General features: G+C 63.9%; 19 protein-coding genes. 13 read left to right on the forward strand and 6 right to left on the reverse strand.

What is annotated here, in order from left to right; genetic code table 11:
- The first annotated feature begins 4 nt into the window (after positions 1–4).
- Positions 5–292 carry a hypothetical protein gene (locus G6N43_RS23600; RefSeq protein WP_083149393.1) on the forward strand — a complete coding sequence of 96 codons (288 nt, stop codon included), beginning with the start codon at positions 5–7 and terminating at the stop codon, positions 290–292.
- Between the two features lie 487 nt (positions 293–779).
- On the opposite strand, the gene G6N43_RS23605 is transcribed toward G6N43_RS23600, so the two are convergent.
- Both G6N43_RS23605 and G6N43_RS23610 read right to left on the reverse strand, forming a co-directional pair.
- Complete coding sequence (locus G6N43_RS23605; RefSeq protein ID WP_110810275.1) at positions 780–1,241, reverse strand: hypothetical protein; 462 nt, start codon at positions 1,239–1,241, stop codon at positions 780–782.
- A 136-nt stretch (positions 1,242–1,377) separates the two neighbouring features.
- The gene (locus G6N43_RS23610; protein WP_083149392.1) at positions 1,378–1,818 is read right to left on the reverse strand and encodes an OsmC family protein; all 441 of its coding nucleotides are present in this window, start codon (positions 1,816–1,818) and stop codon (positions 1,378–1,380) included.
- A gap of 92 nt (positions 1,819–1,910) precedes the next feature.
- Between G6N43_RS23610 and G6N43_RS23615 the strand changes: the two genes are divergently transcribed.
- Positions 1,911–3,071 carry an LLM class flavin-dependent oxidoreductase gene (locus G6N43_RS23615; protein WP_083149391.1) on the forward strand — a complete coding sequence of 387 codons (1,161 nt, stop codon included), beginning with the start codon at positions 1,911–1,913 and terminating at the stop codon, positions 3,069–3,071.
- Positions 3,072–3,086: 15 nt separating this feature from the next.
- Here G6N43_RS23615 and G6N43_RS23620 read toward each other — a convergent pair whose 3' ends face one another.
- Positions 3,087–3,464, reverse strand: coding sequence for a MerR family transcriptional regulator (locus G6N43_RS23620; RefSeq protein ID WP_083149390.1), 378 nt, complete (start codon positions 3,462–3,464; stop codon positions 3,087–3,089).
- Positions 3,465–3,630: 166 nt separating this feature from the next.
- Between G6N43_RS23620 and G6N43_RS23625 the strand changes: the two genes are divergently transcribed.
- The 6 genes from G6N43_RS23625 to G6N43_RS23650 all read left to right on the forward strand — a co-directional run bounded on the left by G6N43_RS23625 (position 3,631) and on the right by G6N43_RS23650 (position 9,894).
- A complete protein-coding gene (locus G6N43_RS23625) occupies positions 3,631–4,356 on the forward strand; it encodes a PAS and ANTAR domain-containing protein (RefSeq protein ID WP_083149389.1) in 726 nt (241 codons plus the stop codon).
- A 434-nt stretch (positions 4,357–4,790) separates the two neighbouring features.
- Positions 4,791–6,311 carry a hypothetical protein gene (locus tag G6N43_RS23630; RefSeq protein WP_163658171.1) on the forward strand — a complete coding sequence of 507 codons (1,521 nt, stop codon included), beginning with the start codon at positions 4,791–4,793 and terminating at the stop codon, positions 6,309–6,311.
- A gap of 141 nt (positions 6,312–6,452) precedes the next feature.
- Positions 6,453–7,232: an SDR family NAD(P)-dependent oxidoreductase gene (locus G6N43_RS23635; protein ID WP_083149387.1), complete on the forward strand. Its 780-nt coding sequence runs from the start codon at positions 6,453–6,455 to the stop codon at positions 7,230–7,232.
- Positions 7,233–7,324: 92 nt separating this feature from the next.
- The gene (locus tag G6N43_RS23640; RefSeq protein WP_234809995.1) at positions 7,325–7,900 is read left to right on the forward strand and encodes a VOC family protein; all 576 of its coding nucleotides are present in this window, start codon (positions 7,325–7,327) and stop codon (positions 7,898–7,900) included.
- Positions 7,901–8,031: 131 nt separating this feature from the next.
- Complete coding sequence (locus G6N43_RS23645) at positions 8,032–8,970, forward strand: acyl-CoA thioesterase (protein ID WP_083149385.1); 939 nt, start codon at positions 8,032–8,034, stop codon at positions 8,968–8,970.
- 78 nt (positions 8,971–9,048) lie between these two features.
- Positions 9,049–9,894 carry a mycofactocin-coupled SDR family oxidoreductase gene (locus G6N43_RS23650; protein WP_083149500.1) on the forward strand — a complete coding sequence of 282 codons (846 nt, stop codon included), beginning with the start codon at positions 9,049–9,051 and terminating at the stop codon, positions 9,892–9,894.
- 3 nt (positions 9,895–9,897) lie between these two features.
- On the opposite strand, the gene G6N43_RS23655 is transcribed toward G6N43_RS23650, so the two are convergent.
- A complete protein-coding gene (locus G6N43_RS23655) occupies positions 9,898–11,658 on the reverse strand; it encodes an N-acyl-D-amino-acid deacylase family protein (RefSeq protein WP_083149384.1) in 1,761 nt (586 codons plus the stop codon).
- An 88-nt stretch (positions 11,659–11,746) separates the two neighbouring features.
- On the opposite strand from G6N43_RS23655, the gene G6N43_RS23660 reads away from it, so the two are divergent.
- From G6N43_RS23660 to G6N43_RS23680, 5 genes are all read left to right on the forward strand, one after another.
- The gene (locus tag G6N43_RS23660; RefSeq protein ID WP_234809994.1) at positions 11,747–13,105 is read left to right on the forward strand and encodes an aromatic ring-hydroxylating oxygenase subunit alpha; all 1,359 of its coding nucleotides are present in this window, start codon (positions 11,747–11,749) and stop codon (positions 13,103–13,105) included.
- Positions 13,080–13,718, forward strand: a complete 639-nt coding sequence (locus G6N43_RS23665) for a TetR/AcrR family transcriptional regulator (RefSeq protein WP_083149382.1) — start codon at positions 13,080–13,082, stop codon at positions 13,716–13,718. Before G6N43_RS23660 ends, G6N43_RS23665 begins: the two co-directional genes overlap by 26 nt.
- Before the next feature lie 19 nt (positions 13,719–13,737).
- Complete coding sequence (locus G6N43_RS23670; RefSeq protein ID WP_083149499.1) at positions 13,738–14,283, forward strand: nuclear transport factor 2 family protein; 546 nt, start codon at positions 13,738–13,740, stop codon at positions 14,281–14,283.
- Between the two features lie 120 nt (positions 14,284–14,403).
- Complete coding sequence (locus tag G6N43_RS23675) at positions 14,404–15,684, forward strand: MFS transporter (protein ID WP_083149381.1); 1,281 nt, start codon at positions 14,404–14,406, stop codon at positions 15,682–15,684.
- A 12-nt stretch (positions 15,685–15,696) separates the two neighbouring features.
- Entirely contained in the window at positions 15,697–16,179 is a 483-nt protein-coding gene (locus G6N43_RS23680; RefSeq protein WP_083149380.1) for a nucleoside deaminase, read from the forward strand.
- A 5-nt stretch (positions 16,180–16,184) separates the two neighbouring features.
- Here G6N43_RS23680 and G6N43_RS23685 read toward each other — a convergent pair whose 3' ends face one another.
- The gene (locus G6N43_RS23685; RefSeq protein WP_083149379.1) at positions 16,185–19,082 is read right to left on the reverse strand and encodes an MMPL/RND family transporter; all 2,898 of its coding nucleotides are present in this window, start codon (positions 19,080–19,082) and stop codon (positions 16,185–16,187) included.
- Positions 19,079–19,525 carry an MmpS family transport accessory protein gene (locus tag G6N43_RS23690; RefSeq protein WP_197745391.1) on the reverse strand — a complete coding sequence of 149 codons (447 nt, stop codon included), beginning with the start codon at positions 19,523–19,525 and terminating at the stop codon, positions 19,079–19,081. The genes G6N43_RS23685 and G6N43_RS23690 overlap by 4 nt, the downstream gene beginning before the upstream one ends.
- Positions 19,526–19,630: the final 105 nt, after the last annotated feature.

Raw genomic sequence — 19,630 nt, forward strand, 5'->3', positions numbered from 1 at the left:
CTTCGTGGAAGTCGAGAAGGCCAGCCTGGTTGCGATGCTCTCCGAGGTCGGCGAGGAGAACGCGGCCGTCCTCGTAGCCCGTTCCGAGCTGGGTGAGACGATCGATACCGATCGTGACCGCGACGTGCTCGAGAAGTTCGGGCTGGAGCGTGATCAGGTCGACGAGATCGCGCGGCTGGCCGTCGGCGCAATCCAACCCGACGACGTCAACACTCGGCGCCGACAAGGCGAACTGGCGAAAACGATTTCACGCCGCTGGGCGGACCTCGTTGATGACTGGACGTCGAACTGAGGGCTCTTCCCCTGGCGAGTCCCTCCGCGAGCAGACGCGTACACCCCCTATTTTGCGGCGAAATGGGGGTGTACGCGTCTGCTCGCGGGATAACTCGCGGTTCTCGCTTTGGTCACGATTGACGACTGAGGTTCTGCATCCGGCCACGACGGTGCTTGGATCGGCTGAGGGTCCGATCGACGGCCCGGAGGTCATATGGGGTTACTGGGACCAACGCAGTTCATCGTGCTGCTTGTCGGTGTGGCAGCCGGCGCAGCGGTGTGCGCCTACGTCGCGTCCACGATCGCGCGGCGCAAGAAGCGGCGCGCAAGTCGATTCTTCGTCGCGGGCTTCCTCTGTGGGTTAACCGCGGGTGTGTTCGTGCGCCGAAAATGGCGCGACATCGGCCGGTTCGCTCTCAACTCTCCTTGGGCGAGCAGACGCAAAAGTCCCCGACACGCCGCGGTTTTGGGTGTCTTAGCGTCTGCTCGCGGGATAACTGGGGTGACTAGACCGACAGCAGTCGCTGGAAGAGCTCTCGGTATCGCGTCAGCGTCAGACGCAGGTCCTCGGTGGAGACATCATCACGAGCCCACTGGGCCTCGAGGCGCGATCGCGCGTCGTCGATACGTGACATGACCTGCTTGACGGCCTCCTCCACGAGTCCGTCCGCCTTCTGAACGGATCCTGCGGGGTCGTCGACGAAGGCCGCTTCGATGTCGTTCCATCGCGACTGCAGCTCGGAATCATCTGCTGGCGCGATCAATTCGTCGTCCGATGGCGGGGATTCGGGGACTTTGACTGTGGCGCTGAACTTTTCAGGGGGCGACGTCATCTCCGGCTCTGCCGCGACGTCCTTCTGCTTTCGTCGCGCCTTGCCGCGACCGGTCACCGACATGGCGACGGCAATGACCACCGTCGACGCGATCAGTACGCCTGCCGCGATGAAGAACCAGCTCCAGACGGGCATCTCTTCCAACCTCCTGCACTGCGGGATACCCGACCGTCGCCTACGAAAACGTCAATTCATAACCGCAGGTCAGCGCAACCGGCCAGTCTGGCCGGTCGATGTCGAGGGAACTCACCGGCGCCGGCCACCCGTGATTTCATCGCAGGGTCGTGGTGATGTGCACCTCCGACGTCAGGGTTTGATGGACAGGGCAGCGTCCGGCGATCAGCAGTAACCGTTGCCGCTGTTCGTCATCGAGGTCGCCGATGAGCTCGATGTCGAGATCGATCTGGTTGACCAGGCCGACGCGTGTCTCACAATCTGCGCAGTCCTCGGCGTGAATCCGTGAGTGCCGCAACGTGACTCGCACCTGATCGAGTGGCCACTCCTTGCGCTTGGCGTACATCCGCACAGTCATCGAGGTACAGGAGCCGAGCGCCGCGAGCAGCAGATCGTATGGTGTCGGCCCGGCATCGTCACCGACCGGCCGCGGTTCATCAGCGACCAGTTCATGGTTCCCTGCAGTGATCCGCTGGGTGTATGTCCCCGCGCCGGACTCGGCCACGATGACGGTGCCTTCGGTCTTGGGTGTTGTCACTGCGGTCTCCTCGGCTCGAAGGCGCGGACCGGCTTCGCCGCGCCGCAGCGGAAGTTAACCGACAAACGCGGCACACGGTCCAGAATGGGCGGATGCGATTCGGAAACTTCATGGCGCCCTTCCACCCGGTCGGACAAAATCCGACGCTCGCTCTCGAGCGAGACCTCAAGCTGATCGCCGCGATGGACGAACTCGGGTTCCACGAGGCGTGGATCGGCGAGCATCACTCCGCCGGGTTCGAGATCATCGCATCACCGGAGGTCTTCATCGCAGTTGCCGCCGAGCGAACCAAGCACATCAGGCTTGGCACCGGAGTGAGTTCACTGCCGTACCACAACCCGCTGATGCTGGCCGATCGAATGGTTCTGCTCGACCACCTCACCCGCGGCCGGGTGATGCTGGGCTGCGGGCCCGGACAGCTCACGTCGGATGCGCACATGCTGGGCATACCGGCGGACGAGCAGCGTCCGCGCATGGAGCAGTGTCTCGACGCGATCATGCGGCTGCTCCGCGGTGAGACCGTCACCATGGAGACCGACGGATTCACCCTCAAGGACGCGCGGTTGCAGCTGAAGCCGTACAGCGACCCCTGCTTCGACGTCGCTGTCGCGGCGTCGTTCTCCCCCACCGGTCCGCGCGGCGCGGGCAAGCACGGCATCGGCATGCTGTCCATCGCCGCGACCGCGAAACAGGGTATGGATCTGCTCGCCCACCACTGGGCGACGTGGGAGGAAGTGGCCGAAGAGAACGGACACGTCGCCGACCGGTCGAAGTGGCGCCTCGTCGGCCCGATGCACCTTGCCGAGACCCGCGAGCAGGCTGAGCGTGACGTTGAATACGGCATCGCCGAGTTTTCGCGCTATTTCAGGCACATCCTGCCCGCGGGTCCCGTCCAGGGCGATACCGCTGCGGAGATCATCGCGAACAACCATGAGTCCGGTTTTGCGGTGATCGGGACACCCGACGACGCGGTGGCCAAGATCGAGGAGCTGGTCGAGGCGAGCAACGGCGGCTTCGGCGCATTCCTGTTGTTCGACCACGACTGGGCACCGCCCGCTGCGAAGCTGAAGAGCTATGAACTCTTTGCGCAGTACGTGATTCCACACTTCACCGGTCAGCTCGAGGGACCGGCCGCCTCGGCCGACTGGGTGATCGGAAGCGGAACGGAGTTCGTCGATCGTGCCTCGCACGCGATCGGTAAGGCGATCGAGGACCACGAAGCCGAACGAAAGGCGCGCGCCACGAGCACCTAGTGGGCACCGAGCCCGTTACTCCGTACCTTTCTTGCGACGTGCCCGCCGCTTGGGCTGCTGTGCCCGTAGCTCTTCGTTGTCGCCCTCCAGGGTGATGTTGCGTTTGTCGAGGGCGGCGTTGCGGTCCTCCAGCGAGAGAATGCGTTCGATGCCGGCGAGGTTGACTCCCGCAGCGACGAGCTCGCTGATGCGTTGGAGGCGAACGAGGTCGTCGGCGCTGTAGCGGCGGGTGCCGCCAGGGCTCCGTGCGGGCTTGATCAGCCCATGACGTTCATATAGCCGCAATGACTGTTCGCTGATACCCGACAATTCCGCCGCGACCGAGATCCCGTAAACGCCGCGATCAGAGGCTGGGCCGGGCTTGACCTCGCGTTTCTGGTCCTCGGCGGTCATCGTGGGTGCTCGTTCTTCTGGTGACAGGAATGTGTGCCCGGCAAAGGTCAACATACAGCGGCGCCGTTGCACAAGCACTCTGGCCGGTGCTATAAAAAATCTATACCAACAGCCATAGATTATTGCCTCGCTTCGACAACGGGATTGACCCCACGGGACTACGATCATGCTGCTGAATCCGCGCCATGGCGCCCCCGACGTCGATGGACGCAGGGGGCGGTCTTCGACATCGACTGACGGCGATTCTGCGGCACGAGGCTCTTCGGGCTCGATCGATGACGTGAATCAAGTCGACGCCTCGGTCGGCACCGCAGAGCCGGAGAGTATCGGGCGGTTCCGTTTCTACATCGACGGCCAGCGGTGGGAATGGTCGAAAAACGTCGCGCGACTTCATGGCTACGAACCCGGCAGCGTGACACCGACCACCGAACTGGTGCTCAGCCACAAGCACCCCGAGGACCGAGAGAAGGTCGCGGCCGTACTGGACAAAATGGTGCACGGCGAACCGTTCAGCAGTCGCCATCGCATAGTCGACGCGAACGGGCGTACCCGCTGGGTGATCGTCATCGGCGAACGCATGCTGGGCGAGGCGGGCGAGGTCATCGGCACCTCCGGTTTCTACGTCGACTACACCGACTCCATGCAAACCGACGTCTCGGCGGCGGTGTCCAAGGTGGCCGAGGCTCGCGCCGAGATCGAACAGGCCAAAGGACTACTCATGGCCGCCTACGGCATCAGCGCGGACCGCGCCTTCGACATCCTGGTCTGGCGGTCACAGGAGACGAACATCAAGGTTCGTGAACTCGCCCGTCGTTTCCTCGCTGAGATGGCCGGCACCTTTCCCGCGGACACCCGGTCGCAAGTCGATCACGCTCTGCTGAACATCTCCTGATTGGTCGGCAAGGTCTGTCCACGTGTGGGGCGAACCTTGCATCGTCGCGGGAGACGTAGCCGCCCACGGCGGCTGACCTTGATGTAGGTTCGCTGTCGACTGGTTCATGACTTCGCAAATACCCCCCTCTAGCTGCAAAGTCTCAGCTCTTGGAACCTCCCCGGCATGATCAAGCCGAGTTTCCTGGGATTGCTTATTCGGGCATGCGAAGCGCTTGTCACTTAGGTTAGCCTCAGCTAATCTTCACCTCGCCGTCTGGCAAATACACACGCACTACAGGAGACAACGTGCAACTCGCAGTTCATGCCGCCTCGCCGGATATCGACTTCACATCCGGCTACTCACCAGCGACTCGCCGCAGCACCAAATTCTTGGTAGCCGGGGTCGCAATGGCGAGCGCCGGCGTCATCGCCGTCAACCCCGTGACGCCCACCGTGCCCGCGGTGCCCGATATCGCGGAGCGCGCGGTTGCGCTCTCGGCGAGTGTCAATCCGCTCGTGCAATGGCAACAGACGATCGCCACCTCACTGGAGAATCTCCAGATCCTGGGCACCAAGACGTCCCAGTCGGCGGCGGCACTGACACAGGCATTGAGCAACCCAGCGCTGTTCAACGAATTGGTCAACCTCGTCACGCAGAATGCAGCGAATCCGGTTCCGCTTCTCACGGAAATCATCAAGTTCCCGGCGAACTACGGCGGCCTGATCGGTACTGCCCTCGGGGATACCTTCACGGGATTGCAGACAGCTGCTGAGCAGTTCCCCACCGTGCTGGTGAATACGCTGCGGTACTTGGCATCCGGGCAGTTCGTCGAGGCTTTCGCGGAAGCCGACGTCTATTTCGTGGTCCGCGTATTGGGCGCACTCCGTCCCCTGATCCCGGTGTTCTCCATTCCCAGTGAGATCGTGGCGAATCTCCCTGGCGCGGAGCGACTTCCCGCAGTGCTAAACGTCATCTCCGAGTTCGCCCTCGCGAAAGCCGCGTTCGGCCCGCTTCTCACCGCGTTCGCTCAAACGGCGGAAATCCTTGACGCCACCAGAGCCGCATTGACCGCGGGAGATATCCAGACTGCGGTCGGCGAGTTAGTGAACCTGCCGGCCAAGGTGCTCAACGCCTTCATCAACGGGTATACGCCGGGCTTTTCCACCGGCGCATGGCCCGGCTTGATCAACGGAGGTCTCGTTGACTACGTACTGGTGACGCTGCCCAATCAGATCACTACCGCACTGACAGCACCGGTTGCGAGCGCCAGCGCGAAAAGCGCTGTCGCACAAGGATCACCGACGGATTTCAGCCTGGGTAGCGATACTGTCACACTAGACATCGGCACCACCGACGCGACGATCGCGGGTGGCGATGAGCGGGGCTCCGTCGACGGCCTGGCAGATGCCACTGACAACGGTTCAGGCACAAGCGCCGGTGGTGGGGACGTCGACCCCGTCAGCGGCGTGACCAACGGTGGCACCGAAGAGGAATCGATGGGCTCAGCCGGCGACAGCAGCACCGGTGAGGGCGTCGGTGGCGGCAGCGGCTCCGGAGCGGGCGAAGCCTCCGGCTCGGAGTCCGCCAAAGGCACTGACTCCGGCAGCGACACCGGCTCAGACACCGCCGCGGGCGCCGGCACAGACACCGGCAGCAGCAGCACGGAAGCGAGTAGCAGCTCGAACACCGGTGCCAGAAAATCCGACAGCGGGTCGACCACCGGTAGCAGCAGCATCCGGTCCAACAGTGGCACCAGTTCGAGCGGCAGCACCAACACCGGCGCCAGCAGCGGCGGCAGCACCAGGTCGACCACCGGCTCCACCAGCGGCGGCAGCACCAGCTCGACCACCGGCGCCAGTAGCGGCGGCAGCACCAGCAGCGGTTCGGTCTCCGGCTCCGCCAGCGGTTCGGGCTCCGGCGGCAGTTCCGGTTCCGGCGGCAGTTCCGGTTCCGGCTCGGGCAGCGACGACTAAGGCGTTGAAGAGACGGCCCCCTCGGTAACGAGGGGGCCGTCACCCGTTTACGACAAGGTCCAACGTGAGATCACCGCAGCCTCACGGCTTTCCGTCACGCACTGGCGAGCCGACGCGACCACTGTGATTGACTCTGCAGCTGTGACGCTGCACATTGACCTCACCGGCCGTCGAGCATTGATCACTGGCGCAGGGCAAGGAGTAGGCCGCGGGTTGGCGCATTCCTTCGCCAGCGCGGGCGCCGAAGTGCTCGTCAACGATATCGACGCCGGCCGCGCCGACGGCGTCGTCGACGAGTTGCGCGCGAACGACGCTCAAGCGAGCCCGGCGGTGTTCGACGTCACCGACTTCGACGCCGTCACGAAAGCCGTTGCGGCGGCGGGCGATATCGACGTCCTGGTCAACAACGCGGGCAACGCGGGCGCCGAGGGATTCGGCGGTCGCGGCCCGTTCGCCGAATCCGACCCCGCCGATTGGGAGCCGTATCTGCGGGTGAATCTGTACGGCGCGATGTATTGCACACGCGCGGTGCTCCCGGCGATGGTGGGTCGACGCTGGGGTCGCATCGTCACCATCGTGTCCGATGCCGGACGTACGGGCGACACGAACGGGGCCGCCTACGCCGCATCGAAGGCGGGTGCCGCCGGGTTGACACGCTCGATCGCGGCCGAGAACGGGCGCCACGGGGTGACGGCCAACAACATCGCGCTCGGCACCATGCGCACACCGATGACCGAGCAGTTCTGGGCCGAGCACGCCGACTCACCGCAAGCCAAGGCGATTCTGCAGAACTACGCGATTCGCCGGCCCGGCACCCCGGACGACGCCGCCGGCATCGCCGTACTGCTCGCCAGCGACCACGGCTCGTGGATCACCGGGCAGACGATTCCGGTGAACGGGGGATTCTCGTTCACCCTCTGAGCGTGAACGCCCTCGCCGCCGCACAGATCGCACTCCTCCCGTCTCAACCGAGAGTGCGTGATGAGCGATGACCTCATGCCATGATCGTCCGCATGACGCCACCGGCACACCCGCTGTTCGAGGAGTCCTGGGCCAGTGAGTACCGGTTCTTCCAGTTGGGACACGTCGTCGACGATGTCGTTGCCGCCGCCGGTCGCTGGGCACGGACCTTCGGCATCGGGCCGTTCCACGTGCTTCCTGTCGTCGGGCAACACGCCGACTATGGCGGCGAGGTCCGCACCGTTCAGATCCAAGTCGCTGTCGCGCAGGCGGGGCCCGTCCAGATCGAGTTGATTCAGCAACACTGCAACACGCCAAGCATTTTCAGTGAATGGAGCCGAAACGGTACGTCCGCCTTCCACCAGATGGCCACGCTGACAGCCGATTACGACGGGAAGGTCGCACACTTCAAGGCTCTCGGCTTTCCGATCGCCGCGGAGAGTCTCGGCGGCGGCTTTCGGGTGGCCTACATCGATACCGCGGCAGAATTCGGCTTCTATACCGAGGTCGTCGACGCCCCGTCCAGCTTCCTCGACCAAGTGCGCGGCATCTCCGATACCTGCGCCAACTGGGACGGCCGTGACCCGGTGCGCATCATGACCCGAGGTGGCTACCGGGTGCCCGACTGATCGAGTCGGCGATGTTGGCGACATCAGCGATAAAGCCGCCCCTACCTCGATGTAGTGAGCTAATCTAATGAACTTTAGGGTTTCAGAGGGAAGATCTGCAACCATTCGCCCCATGGAGCAGGAGGACGCAGGTGGGCGGTGACGAGTCCACCTCGGCCGACGATCTGACGGGGCCACTGCGGGGCACCACGCTCGAGGCGTCGGTCCTTGGTGCGCTGGACACCCTCGAGCGGGTGCTGCAGTTGGAGCCCCTGGGCGACAACAGGTTTCAAGCGACCAACGAAGCCGATCGGTTCGGACGTATCTTCGGCGGGCAGCTGCTCGCGCAGGCGCTGTACGCGGCGGCGACGACCGTCGAGGCGCACCCGCCGCATTCGCTGCACGCCTACTTCCTTCAGACGGGCGATTCACGGCGACCCGTGGAGATCGTCGTGCATCCCGTGCGCGACGGGAGGTCCATGGCAGCGCGGCAGGTGACCGTGGCGCAAGGCGATCGGACGCTGCTCACCGCGTTGGCGTCATTCCACAGCAACCCGGCCGAACCTGAATTGACCCACCAACAGCCGCATGTGCCCAGGCCGGAAGAGATGCCGCTGCTGCAACACTGGGTGTATCGGGTGCCGCCGCAGTTCCGCAGCAACGCGCAGACGTGGATCGACGTCCCGCCCGCGGTGGAAATGCGCATCGCCGAACCTACGACGTTCCTGGGCGGTCAGCAGACGTCCGGCCCGCGTTCACATTGGATGCGCCTGCCACGCAGCATCGGCGACAGGCCCGCACTACAGAATGCGGTCCTCGCTTACGCGAGCGACTACCTCATGCTCGACATGGCGCTTCGTTGCCATCCGCAACCCGCGGATTACACCTCGGTGGCGGCGGTCAGCCTCGACCACGCCATCTGGTTGTACCGCCCCGTCCGCTTCGACGAATGGCATCTCTACACGCAGGAGATCGCTGCGATCGCCGGACATCGGGCACTGGTTCACGGAGTCATTCGCGACGCCGCGGGACACGTCGTCGCCAACACCGCCCAGGAAGTCCTTGTCCGGCCCATCACTCGCTCGACGTGACGCCCCCGTCGTTGACTTCATTGCTGTCACAGCGGAATGTGTAGAGGCCAAGCAACGAGAGGTGACCGAGGGGTGATGATGCCGAACACAGTTGGCCGGGTAGCCGGCAAGGTCGCGTTCATCACGGGTGCGGCGCGCGGTCAGGGCCGCGAGCACGCCATCCGGCTCGCCGAGGAGGGCGCTGACATCATCGCCGTCGACGTGTGCGGCGAGATCGACAGCGTCCCCTATCCGGGAGCGACCGAGGCCGACCTCGACGAAACCGCCGCGCTGGTCGAGAAGTTGGACCGCCGGATCGTCACCGCGAAGGCGGACGTCAGGGACGTCGAGGAGCTCGGCAAGGCGCTGCAGCAGGGCATCGACGAGCTGGGCCGACCGGACATCGTCGTCGCCAATGCGGGCATCAGCGGAAGTCCCGCCCCCGCCGCGATGATCGAGGAAGCCGCGTGGCGCACGATGCTCGACATCAACATCACCGGCGTGTGGCACACGGTCAAAGTGGCCGTCCCCCACATGTCGGACGGGCGGGGCGGATCGATCATTCTCGTCAGTTCGATGCTGGGACTGCGCGGCGGTGGCTACATGGCCCACTACGCATCCGCCAAGCATGCCGTCGTCGGACTGATGAACTCGCTGGCCAATGAACTTGCCCCGCAATGGATTCGGGTGAACTCGATCCACCCGGGGAACATTTTGACGCCGATGATCGACAACGACCGGTTCCGTCGCACCCTGCGCCCGGACCTCGCCGAGCCGACCATGGCCGACGCGGGCGAGATCATCGGGAACTTCCACCTGCTGCCGGTGCCGTACTTCGAGGCGCGGGCGGTCAGCAACGCCGTGCTGTTCCTGGCATCGGATGAGGCCAAGTACATCACCGGCGCGGCACTCCCGATCGATGCGGGAGCGACGGCGAAGTTCTGACGCTCAGCGCGCGCCGCGCACCAGACGGCCGGGGCGTGCGCCGGTGTCCGCGCTGTCGCGACGGGTGACCACACCGCTGACGATCGTGGCGCTGTAGCCGCTGGCGCCCTGCACGAGGCGCTGACCGCCGGCCGGCAGGTCGTAAGCCATCTTGGCCGGGTGCAGCGTCAACGCGTCCATATCGATGACGTTGATGTCGGCCTTCTTACCGATTTGGATAACACCACGATCGCTGAGGCCGAACAGCTGCGCGGTGTCGTGAGATTGCTTGCGCACCAGATACTCCAGCGGCAGCTTCTCGCCGCGGTGACGGTCGCGCGCCCAGTGCGTCAACAGGAACGTCGGATACGAAGCGTCGCAGATCATGCCGCAGTGCGCACCACCGTCGGACAGTCCGACGACGCCCGCCGGATGCAACAGCATCTCGCGGATGGCGTCGTGGTTGCCGTAGAAGTAGTTGTAGAACGGCAGCATCAACATGGCCGTCGCATCGTCTTCGAGCATCAGGTCGTACAGCGTGGACAGCGGATCGTCGCCGCGCTCGCTGGCGATCTTCTCGACGGTGCGCTCGACGGTCGGTTCGTAATCCGGCGGATCACCAAGGGCATAGATGCGACCGAGTGAGTACTGAACGAGCGCAAACATGTTGTCGAACAGCTTCGTTGGGTCCGGCGGCAGGTCCTCTTCCGACAGGATCGCGGCCTTGACCGCGGGGTCGGCGAGCCGCGTCGCCAACTCCTGGCGGTCACACTCGGTCTTGAGTCGGCGGAAGGTTGGCCGATGGGTGAACGCGTGGTGGCCGGGGAAGCCGAAGAGCATGCCGAACGGCCGCGCGGCGATCTGCGGGTAGAGCTCACTGCCTGCCTCGTGCGCGGCCGCCGAGATGTCGAGTTGTTCGCGCCAGAGGTCTGGCGCCGCGTCGACCTGGATCATGCCGAACGAGATGGGCCGGTCGATCTCGGCGCCCAGGCGCTGCATCCACTCCAGTTCCTTCTTGGGCGCGATGATGTCCTCGCCGGCGACACCCTGCGGGGCCAACTCGAAGACCGCGCGCCCACCGGCCGCCATGGCCCGCCCGAGCCCGAACAACTCGTCCTCTGCGGCATAGGTTCCGGGCACGGGCTCGCCGTCGATCGCGCGGTGCCCCAGGGTGCGCGATGTCGAGAACCCAAGCGCCCCTGCCTCGATGCCCTCCTGCACGATGCGTGCCATCGCGACGATGTCATCCGGCGTGGCGGGGTCGTTGCGGGCTCCCCGCTCCCCCATCGCGTAGGCGCGCACCGAACCATGGGCGATCTGGCTGCCCACATCGACGGCGAACTCATGCTTTTCGATCACGTCGAGATATTCGGGATACGTCTCCCAGCCCCACGAGATGCCCTCGGTGAGCGCGGTGCCCGGGATGTCCTCGACGCCCTCCATCAACCCGATCAGCCAGTCTTCCCGGCCCGGCCGCACGGGCGCGAACCCGACACCGCAGTTGCCCATGACGACGGTCGTCACACCGTGCGCGCTCGACGGCTCCAGCGAGCTGTCCCAGCTCACCTGGCCGTCGTAGTGGGTGTGGATGTCGACGAATCCGGGTGCGACGATCTTGCCCGTCGCGTCGATCGTTTCCGCCGCGTCACCTTCCAGCGGCGCATCACCGGACCCGCGTCGACGGATCTCGACGATCCGCCCGTCCTTGACGGCGACATCAGCCTGGAACCGGTCCGCGCCGGTGCCGTCCACCACGGTTCCGCCAGTGATTTTCAGGTCGAACACAATTTTCTCCCTCGACGCCCGGGCAGCCGTTATGGTGTCGAATGTAACACCGTTACAGGCGGCGGCAGCCGGATTTCGGAGGCGAATCGTGACGCGAACGGCACCGGTCAGCGAGAACGTCGGCGACCCGGACCACCCCCGGCGCGAAGACGCGATCGGCGCGCCACCGCAACGGCCCACGCTGGTACCGGCGCAGCGTTATTACTCGCCGGAGTTCGCCCGGCTCGAGGCCGAACGCATGTGGCCCAGGGTGTGGCAGTTCGCCTGCACGGTCGACCACGTGGCCGAACCCGGCGACTACTTCGAGTACCGGTGCGGCGTCCACTCCGTGCTGGTGGTGCGCGGCGACGACGGCGAATTGCGCGCCTTCCAGAACGTGTGCCGCCATCGCGGCAATTCGCTGTGCGCCGGGTCGGGCGAGGGCTTGCGCGAACTGCGGTGCGGCTATCACGGCTGGACCTGGGATCTGGCCGGCGCGCTGCGGCGCGTGCCGCACAGGAAAGGCTTCGGCGCGCTCCGGCTGACCGACTATCCCCTGCTGCCGGTGCGCGTCGAAACCTGGGAACGTCTGGTGTTCGTCAATCTCGACGCCGACGCGGTCCCGTTGCGGGAGTACCTGGAGGCGATGCCCGACGACATCGCCTGGAACCGGCTCGGCGACTTCCGCTGCTACGCCACGATGACCATCGAGGTCGAGGCGAACTGGAAGACGATCGCCGACGGGTTCAGCGAGACCTACCACATCCAGACGCTGCATCCCGAGCTTCACAGATGTATGGACGACGTCTATGCCCCGCAAATCATCTGGGGTCACACCGGAAAGTCGGAGCAGTACTACGGGGTGCCGAGTCCGAGCATCAAGGAGGGGCTGACCGACAGCGAGGTGTGGGACGCCTACGTCGCGACGCAGGGTGCGCTGATGGGGGTCGCGGAGGACACGCCGTTCCCCGCTGATCAGGACGGGCGGTCGGCGGCCGACGTGATCGCCGCGCGGACAAAGGAGTTCGCCGGTGAGCGTGGTGTCGACCTGAGCTGGGCGAGCACCGACCAGGTGATGCGCCTACACCAGTACAACGTGTTCCCGAACATGTCGCTGTTGACCAACGCCGACCACTTGACGGTACTCACCGCCCGTCCCGGCCCAGATCCCGATCATGGTGAGCTGGTGATGATCGTCTGGATGCGGGTGCCGCCGGAGGCACCCCGTGTCAAGCCGACCGATGTGCGGATGACCGCGGCAGATGCGCACCCCGGTCTGGTTCTGACGCAGGACATCACGGTGTTGGCGGGTCTACAGCGCGGCCTTCACCAGCCCGGCTTCACCCACGTCGTGCTGTCCAACGAGGAGCGCCGCGTGATCAACATGCACCGTAATCTGGAACGCTATCTGGACCTGCCCGAGTCGGAACGAATCACCGGAGGTGAGCCGCTTGGCGCAGCCACGTAGCCGAACCGGCGACCCCGTCACGGCCGACCAGATTCTGGACACCGCGGCCCGGATGATCGATGTCGACGGGGTGGATGCGTTCACCATGCGCCGACTCGCCGAGCAGTTGGGCGTCGCCGTCACCTCCATCTACTGGCACGTCGGCGGCAGAGACAAACTCTTCGACAGCTTGGTCGAACAACTGCTGCGACAGATGGCCCACCTGCCGAGCGACGGCGAAAGCCCCGTCGAGCACATCGCCTCGCTCGCGCGGTCGCAACGTCGGATGCTCATCGACAAGCAGCATCTCCTGGCGATCGCACATGAACGTGACAGGACGCCCCAGTTGTTCCTGCCGATCCAGCAGCGGTTGGCGGCGGAGCTTTCCGAGTTGGGGGTCACCGGCAGCGAGGCTGCCCTGGTGCTGCGGGCGATCCAGGTTCACGTCATTTCCTCTGCGGTCATGCAGTTCTCGGCGGTCCGCGGGGCCAAGCACGATGAAGAGGACCCGTCGCTGTGGGCGGATGCCTGGCCCGACCGTGCGCTGGTCGACGCGCTGCAATCCCCTACCGACTACGACGCGGTGTTCGAGTACGGGCTGAGTGCACTGTTGGCACGGCTAAGTGATGGGTGACGCGAGCTCGGAGGCGACGATGGCAACGACTGACGCCGCGCTGCAGGAGATGCTCGACGAGTTTGCGCTACGAAAGCTGGTCCACACCTACTGCCGCGCCGTGGACCGTGGAGATATCGCAACGCTGCGGGAGCTCTATCACCGTGACGCCGTCGATGCCCATGGCGCATTCTCGACGGGCGCTGTTGACAGATTCTTCGAACAGCTTGTCGCCTCAAGGCCCTTCATCCGGATGATGGCGCACAACATCACGACGGCGAACTTCGCGATCGAAGGAAACAGGGCGGAAGGCGAGATCTACAACATCGCAGTCCACACGCTCGCCGGCAAGGAGCGAGACGTCGACCTCATCATCGGTGGGCGTTACCTCGACAAGTACGAGAAGCGTGATGGCGCGTGGAAATTGATCGAACGGGCCATCGTCACCGACTGGGCCCGGTTGGAAGACCCCTCGTCGATGGATGTGAGCCACCCGATTACCAAGGACGCTCTCAAAGGCGCCATGGACGAGACCGATCCGTCGTTTGAGTTCTTCTCACTGCTGGCCGACCCCTCACCGGGATAAGCACCATCTAAGATCAACATCGGCAAAGTCGACACAGTGACGCAAAGAGCGATTACGCTCCGGTTTATCCGCGAAGTCCAGACCAGGGCTACGCACACAGGAGTGTGAGTGCGATGCGCGATGGCTGGCTCTGAGCGGCCTCCGACTCGGGCCCAGGCGATAGTCGTCTGGGGCCTCGGCACACTTTTCCTGGGCTTGGGCCTGCTCACCGCTGTGATGATCGGCATTGTGGCTGAGCAGGTTCGAGACCGCCTCGAGGTGTCCGAACACGCGATCGGCATGCTCAGCGCCGTCTTCTACGTCGCATACTCGATTGCACAATTCATCGGCGGCATCATGCTCGACCGCCTCAGCCCGCGCCTGATTCTCGGAATCTCCTCGCTGATCGCTGCAGTCGGATGTGTAATTCTTGCCAACGCAACGAGCATCGGCGTCACCGTCGCAGGCAGGGTCATACTCGGAATCGGGCTCTCGACCAGCTTCCTCGGTGCGATTTACCTCGCACGAATCTGGTTCCCTCCGCAACGATTCGCGGTGATGTCCTCCGTTTCTCAGCTGGCGACCAACGTGATATTGGCCCTCATGCTCATTGGCCTTTCTGTCACCGAGACCATCCCGCCACTGCACGCCGCGATGGTTGGCATGGCCGTCGGCTACGTGGTTCTCGGGATTGCGATCCTCTTGTTGGTGTCCAGACCAGCCACAGCAGCTGCCACCGCTGCGCCAGGTGACACTGGCATTCTCAGACAGTTACGCGAGGTGGTGCGAGTACCGCAATTCTGGTTGGGTACAGCATTTTTCGCGAGTGTATTCGGTGTCCTCATTGCCTGGAACGACCTGTGGGGCATCATGAACCAGCGGGCGTATGGACGCACCCTGGAGATGGCTACGGCGTTGACATCGACCGGCGCCATAGCCGCCGGTGTCGGCGGCCTGCTGCTGGGTTGGATCTCGGATCGGCTCGGGAAGCGGTCGCGTGTCACGCAGATCACCATTTGGCTACTGACTTTCACGATGGCCCTGGTGTTGTTCCTTCCGCGCCTCCCGACCGCCGGCGTGTTCGTTCTCCTGTTCGTCTTCGGTTTCCTGCTGGGTAGCAACATCCTTGGTTTCGCGCAGATCGGGCAGCACATCCCCGACAACGCTCAGGCCACCGCGTTCGGGTTGATGACGAGCGTCGGCTTCCTCACCGGCGCCGGACTGGACTATGTGATCGGCGTCCTCGTGGGTGAGGCTCCACCAGTCGGTACGGACATCGCGATCAGCCACTACCGCGGAGCGTTGATTCCGTTGCTCGTCGTGCTGTCCGTCGGTGCACTGTGCTCGGTTGCACTCAAGGATCGAGCGCAACCACCGTCGTCCACGACCGTGGATCCGCTGCCAATCCCCACCGCAAAGTAAAGGAGTCCATCGATGGACGACCTGAAGCATCTCCTGCATGCCGTTGATGTCTCGAAACGATCTGTCCGCGAGGGTAATCATCCATTCGGGTCCGTCCTCGTCGACAGCGAGGACAACGTTTTACTGGAGCAGACCAACATCGAAGTGACCGAATCCGACTGCACCGGTCACGCGGAAACCGCGTTGATGCGGCAGGCGTCAAAGAAATTCGACAAGGAATTTCTTGCCACATGCACGCTCTACACCACGGCGGAGCCCTGCTCGATGTGCGCGGGGGCGATGTACTGGGCCAATGTCAGACGTCTTGTCTACGGCATCACGGAAAAGCAACTGCTCGCCGAAACCGGCGACGATCCCAGGAATCCCACACTGAGCCTTGACTGCCGACAGGTTTTCGGCGCCGGGCAAAAGCAGATCGAGGTGATTGGGCCGATCCCGGAGGTCGCGGACGCCGTGCTGGAGCCACATAAGAACTACTGGACTCAGAAGAGCTGACGCATCTAGACGCGCCCGAGTTCGTCGTCCTCCCATAGGAGTAGCTGCCGCACTGCCGGACGGGGTCCGTAGGGACGCAGCATCGTGCTCGACGGACGGGGCCGCACGCGCAGCGGCCACCAGAACCAGCGTCCGAGCAGCACGGCGATCGACGGCGTCATGAATGCGCGCACCACCAGCGTGTCGAAGATCAGACCTAGCGCGATGGTCGTGCCGATCTGGCCGAGCACGGTCAGGTCGCTGTAGACGAACGACGCCATGGTGACGGCGAACACCAATCCCGCCGCGGTGACGACTCCGCCAGTACCCGCCATCGCCCGGATGATGCCGGTGTTCAGGCCGGCGCCGATCTCCTCTTTGAAGCGGGATATCAACAGCAGGTTGTAGTCCGAACCCACTGCGAGCAGCAGGATGATGGCAAGCGGGATGATCACCCAATACAACTGGATGCCAAGGATGTGCTGCCACACCAAGATCGACAGACCAAGCGAGGCGCCGAGCGACAGCACCACCGTGCCGACGATGACGACCGCGGCCACCAGGCTGCGGGTGATGAACATCATGATGAGCAGGATGAGGCTCAGCGCCGCGATGACGACGATGATCAAGTCGTACTTCGCGCCCTCCTGGATGTCCTTGAACGTCGCCGCCGTGCCGCCGATGTAGATGTGGGATCCCGCCAACGGCGTCCCCTTGACGGCTTCCTCAGCCGAGTGGCGAATCGCGTCGATATGCGAGATGCCCTGCGGGGTAGCGGGATCGACGTCGTGAGTGATGATCATCCGGGCGGCTTTGCCGTCGGGCGACAGAAACAGCTTCAACCCGCGTTGGAACTCGGCGTTGTCGAACACCTCCGGCGGGACATAGAACGAGTCGTCGGTCTTCGACGCGTCGAACGCCGCTCCCAGCGCGGTCGAGTTCTGCAATGCCGCCGCGTTCTGACTGTAGATTCCCGACAGGGTCGCGTAGTTCGTCATGACCAGATCGCGATTCGTCATCTGACTGGCGATCTGGGGTGGGATCAGTTCCAGCAGTCGCGGCTGAATCGCATCCAGCTTGTCCAGGCTCGTGGTGACGTTGGCCAGCTGGTCGGTCAACGCGTTGATCCCGTCCAGCGCGTCGAACAGCGATCGGAACGCCCAGCAGATCGGGATGTCGAAACAGTGTGGCTCCCAATAGAAATAGTTGCGCACGGGCCGAAACATGTCGTCGAAGTTGGCGATCTTGTCCCGCAGGTCTTGGGCCACGGCAACGGTTTGGTGAAAGGCCTCGACCTGTTCGTGCGTGGCGGCGTTCGCCTGCGACTGGAGGGTGGCCTGCTGCCGCAGAATGCCGATCGTCTTGTCGATCTCGTTGACCTGCTTGAGCAGATCGTTGGCCCGGTCCTGCTGATAACCGAGATTCTGGATCTGCCCGGCACTTTGGGCGCTGATCTGGAACGGAATCGACGTGTGATCCAGCGGTGTGCCCAAGGGGCGGGTGATCGATTGCACCTGGGCGATGCCGGACGTGTGGAAGACGGCCTTTGCCACGCGCTCCAACAGGATCATGTCGGTCGGATTGCGCAGATCATGATCGGCCTCAATCATCAGCAGTTCGGGGTTGAGCCGGGCCTTGGAGAAGTGCCGCTCAGCGGCGGCGTAGCCGACACTGGACGAGGCACGGTCGGGCAGATAGTCGCCGACGTCGAAACTGGTCTTGTAGCCGGGCAACGCCAAAAGGCCCACCGCGGCGACCGCCAGCGTCGCCACCAGAATCGGCCCTGGCCACCGAACGATCGCGGTGCCGATCCGGCGCCATCCCCTGGTGCGTGTTTTGCGCCTCGGATCCAGCAGGCCGAAACGGCCACCGATGATGATCACGGCCGGCGCCAGCGTGAGGGCTGCCAGCAGTGCCACCAGGACACCGATCGCGGCGGGAATCCCCAGGCTCTGAAAATAGGGCAACCGGGTGAAACTCAGGCAGAACACCGCGCCCGCGACGGTCAGACCCGACCCCAGGATGACGTGTGAGGTTCCGCTGTACATGTTGTAGTACGAGGTCTCACGGTCGAGCCCGTTGTTGCGGTCCTCGTGGTAGCGACCCAGCAGGAAGATTGCGTAGTCGGTGCCTGCCGCGATGACCAGCAGGGTGAGGATGTTCGTAGAATAAGTCGACAGACCGATGACTCCGGAATGGCCCAGGAAAGCGACAATGCCACGGGCGGAGGACATTTCGATGAGGACGGTGATGAGCACCAGGATCATCGTCACCACAGAGCGGTAGACGAACAATAACATCACCGCGATCACGCCAATCGTCAACACGGTGACTTTCGTGGTGCCTTCGTTGCCGACCTCGAATTGGTCGGCAATTTGCGGCGCCGGGCCTGCGACATAGGCTTTGACGCCGGGCGGTGGCGGCGTGTTCTTCACGATGTCGCGCAGCGCGTCAACGGATTCGATCGACTGCGCTGAGCCCTGATCCCCCATGAGGAAGACCTGAACGTAGGCCGCCTTGCCGTCGGCGCTCTGCGAGCCGGCCGCCGTCAGCGGATCACCCCAGAAGTCCTGGACATGCTGAACGTGCTTCTGGTCCTGTTCGATGCGCTGAACCAGCGTGTCGTAAAACTGGTGGGCGTCCGCCCCGAGAGGTTCGTCGCCTTCCAGCACGATCATCGCCGCGCTGTCGGAGTCGAACTCCTGAAAATCCGCGCCAATCCTCTTGAACGCCTTCAGCGACGGCGAGTCAGGTGAGCTCAGCGCCACGTTCTGGGCTTCGCCGACAACTTCCAATTGCGGGACCAAGGAGTTGGTGAGTCCCGCGACCACCAGCCAGAACAAGACGATCGGCACCACGAGCCACCGAATCCACTTCGCGACGCGGTGGGTGAAAGTCGTGCGCGTTTCCAGGTGGTTTGTCATCCCGACTTGTCCAGACAGAAGGTGTAGGCGTTCATGGTGTCGACCGTTCTCTCGTCCTTGACCACGTCGTCGATGGTGATCCGGCAACCGAGGGAATCGCTGTTGCCCTGCGCCATCACGTTGACCAGCACCGCCGGCTGGGTCGTCGTGATGTCGTACCGCCACGGCAGAACGACGTTTTCGGCGCGCTGAGGTTGGGCATTGACATCGAGATAGTTGACCGTCGCCACGGTGCCCGGCGGGCCGAACACCTCGAGAACCACGTGCTTGGGATTGAACGGCACGATCTCATCGGCAAGCCCAGCCCCGGTCGACGTGTCGTGGTTCGAGCCGAAGATTCCGTGCAGGCGGTACACCGCGAAACCCGCCACGGCTACCACGACGACGGCGACGATCAGCATCCAGTTTCGACCAAGAAGGCGACCCACTGAAAACCGCTGCACCCGTCAGCCTTTCGATACCCGCAAACCAGGGTCAGATCGTGAACAACCCTATTTCAGTCAGGCGGTATGTCAACTTAGTTGAGAGTACGGTACGGTACCGGACAG

This window comes from Mycolicibacterium moriokaense (assembly GCF_010726085.1).
GTDB classification, from domain to species: domain Bacteria; phylum Actinomycetota; class Actinomycetes; order Mycobacteriales; family Mycobacteriaceae; genus Mycobacterium; species Mycobacterium moriokaense.

Excerpts from the sequence above, each read along its gene's own strand:
- G6N43_RS23685 (WP_083149379.1), bottom strand. The coding sequence starts at position 19,082 with ATGACAAACCACCTGGAAACGCGCACGACTTTCACCCACCGCGTCGCG.
- G6N43_RS23625 (WP_083149389.1), top strand. The coding sequence starts at position 3,631 with ATGCTGCTGAATCCGCGCCATGGCGCCCCCGACGTCGATGGACGCAGG.
- G6N43_RS23650 (WP_083149500.1), top strand. The coding sequence starts at position 9,049 with ATGCCGAACACAGTTGGCCGGGTAGCCGGCAAGGTCGCGTTCATCACG.
- G6N43_RS23605 (WP_110810275.1), bottom strand. The coding sequence starts at position 1,241 with ATGCCCGTCTGGAGCTGGTTCTTCATCGCGGCAGGCGTACTGATCGCG.
- G6N43_RS23620 (WP_083149390.1), bottom strand. The coding sequence starts at position 3,464 with ATGACCGCCGAGGACCAGAAACGCGAGGTCAAGCCCGGCCCAGCCTCT.
- G6N43_RS23670 (WP_083149499.1), top strand. The coding sequence starts at position 13,738 with ATGGCAACGACTGACGCCGCGCTGCAGGAGATGCTCGACGAGTTTGCG.
- G6N43_RS23675 (WP_083149381.1), top strand. The coding sequence starts at position 14,404 with ATGGCTGGCTCTGAGCGGCCTCCGACTCGGGCCCAGGCGATAGTCGTC.
- G6N43_RS23615 (WP_083149391.1), top strand. The coding sequence starts at position 1,911 with ATGCGATTCGGAAACTTCATGGCGCCCTTCCACCCGGTCGGACAAAAT.
- G6N43_RS23680 (WP_083149380.1), top strand. The coding sequence starts at position 15,697 with ATGGACGACCTGAAGCATCTCCTGCATGCCGTTGATGTCTCGAAACGA.
- G6N43_RS23640 (WP_234809995.1), top strand. The coding sequence starts at position 7,325 with ATGACGCCACCGGCACACCCGCTGTTCGAGGAGTCCTGGGCCAGTGAG.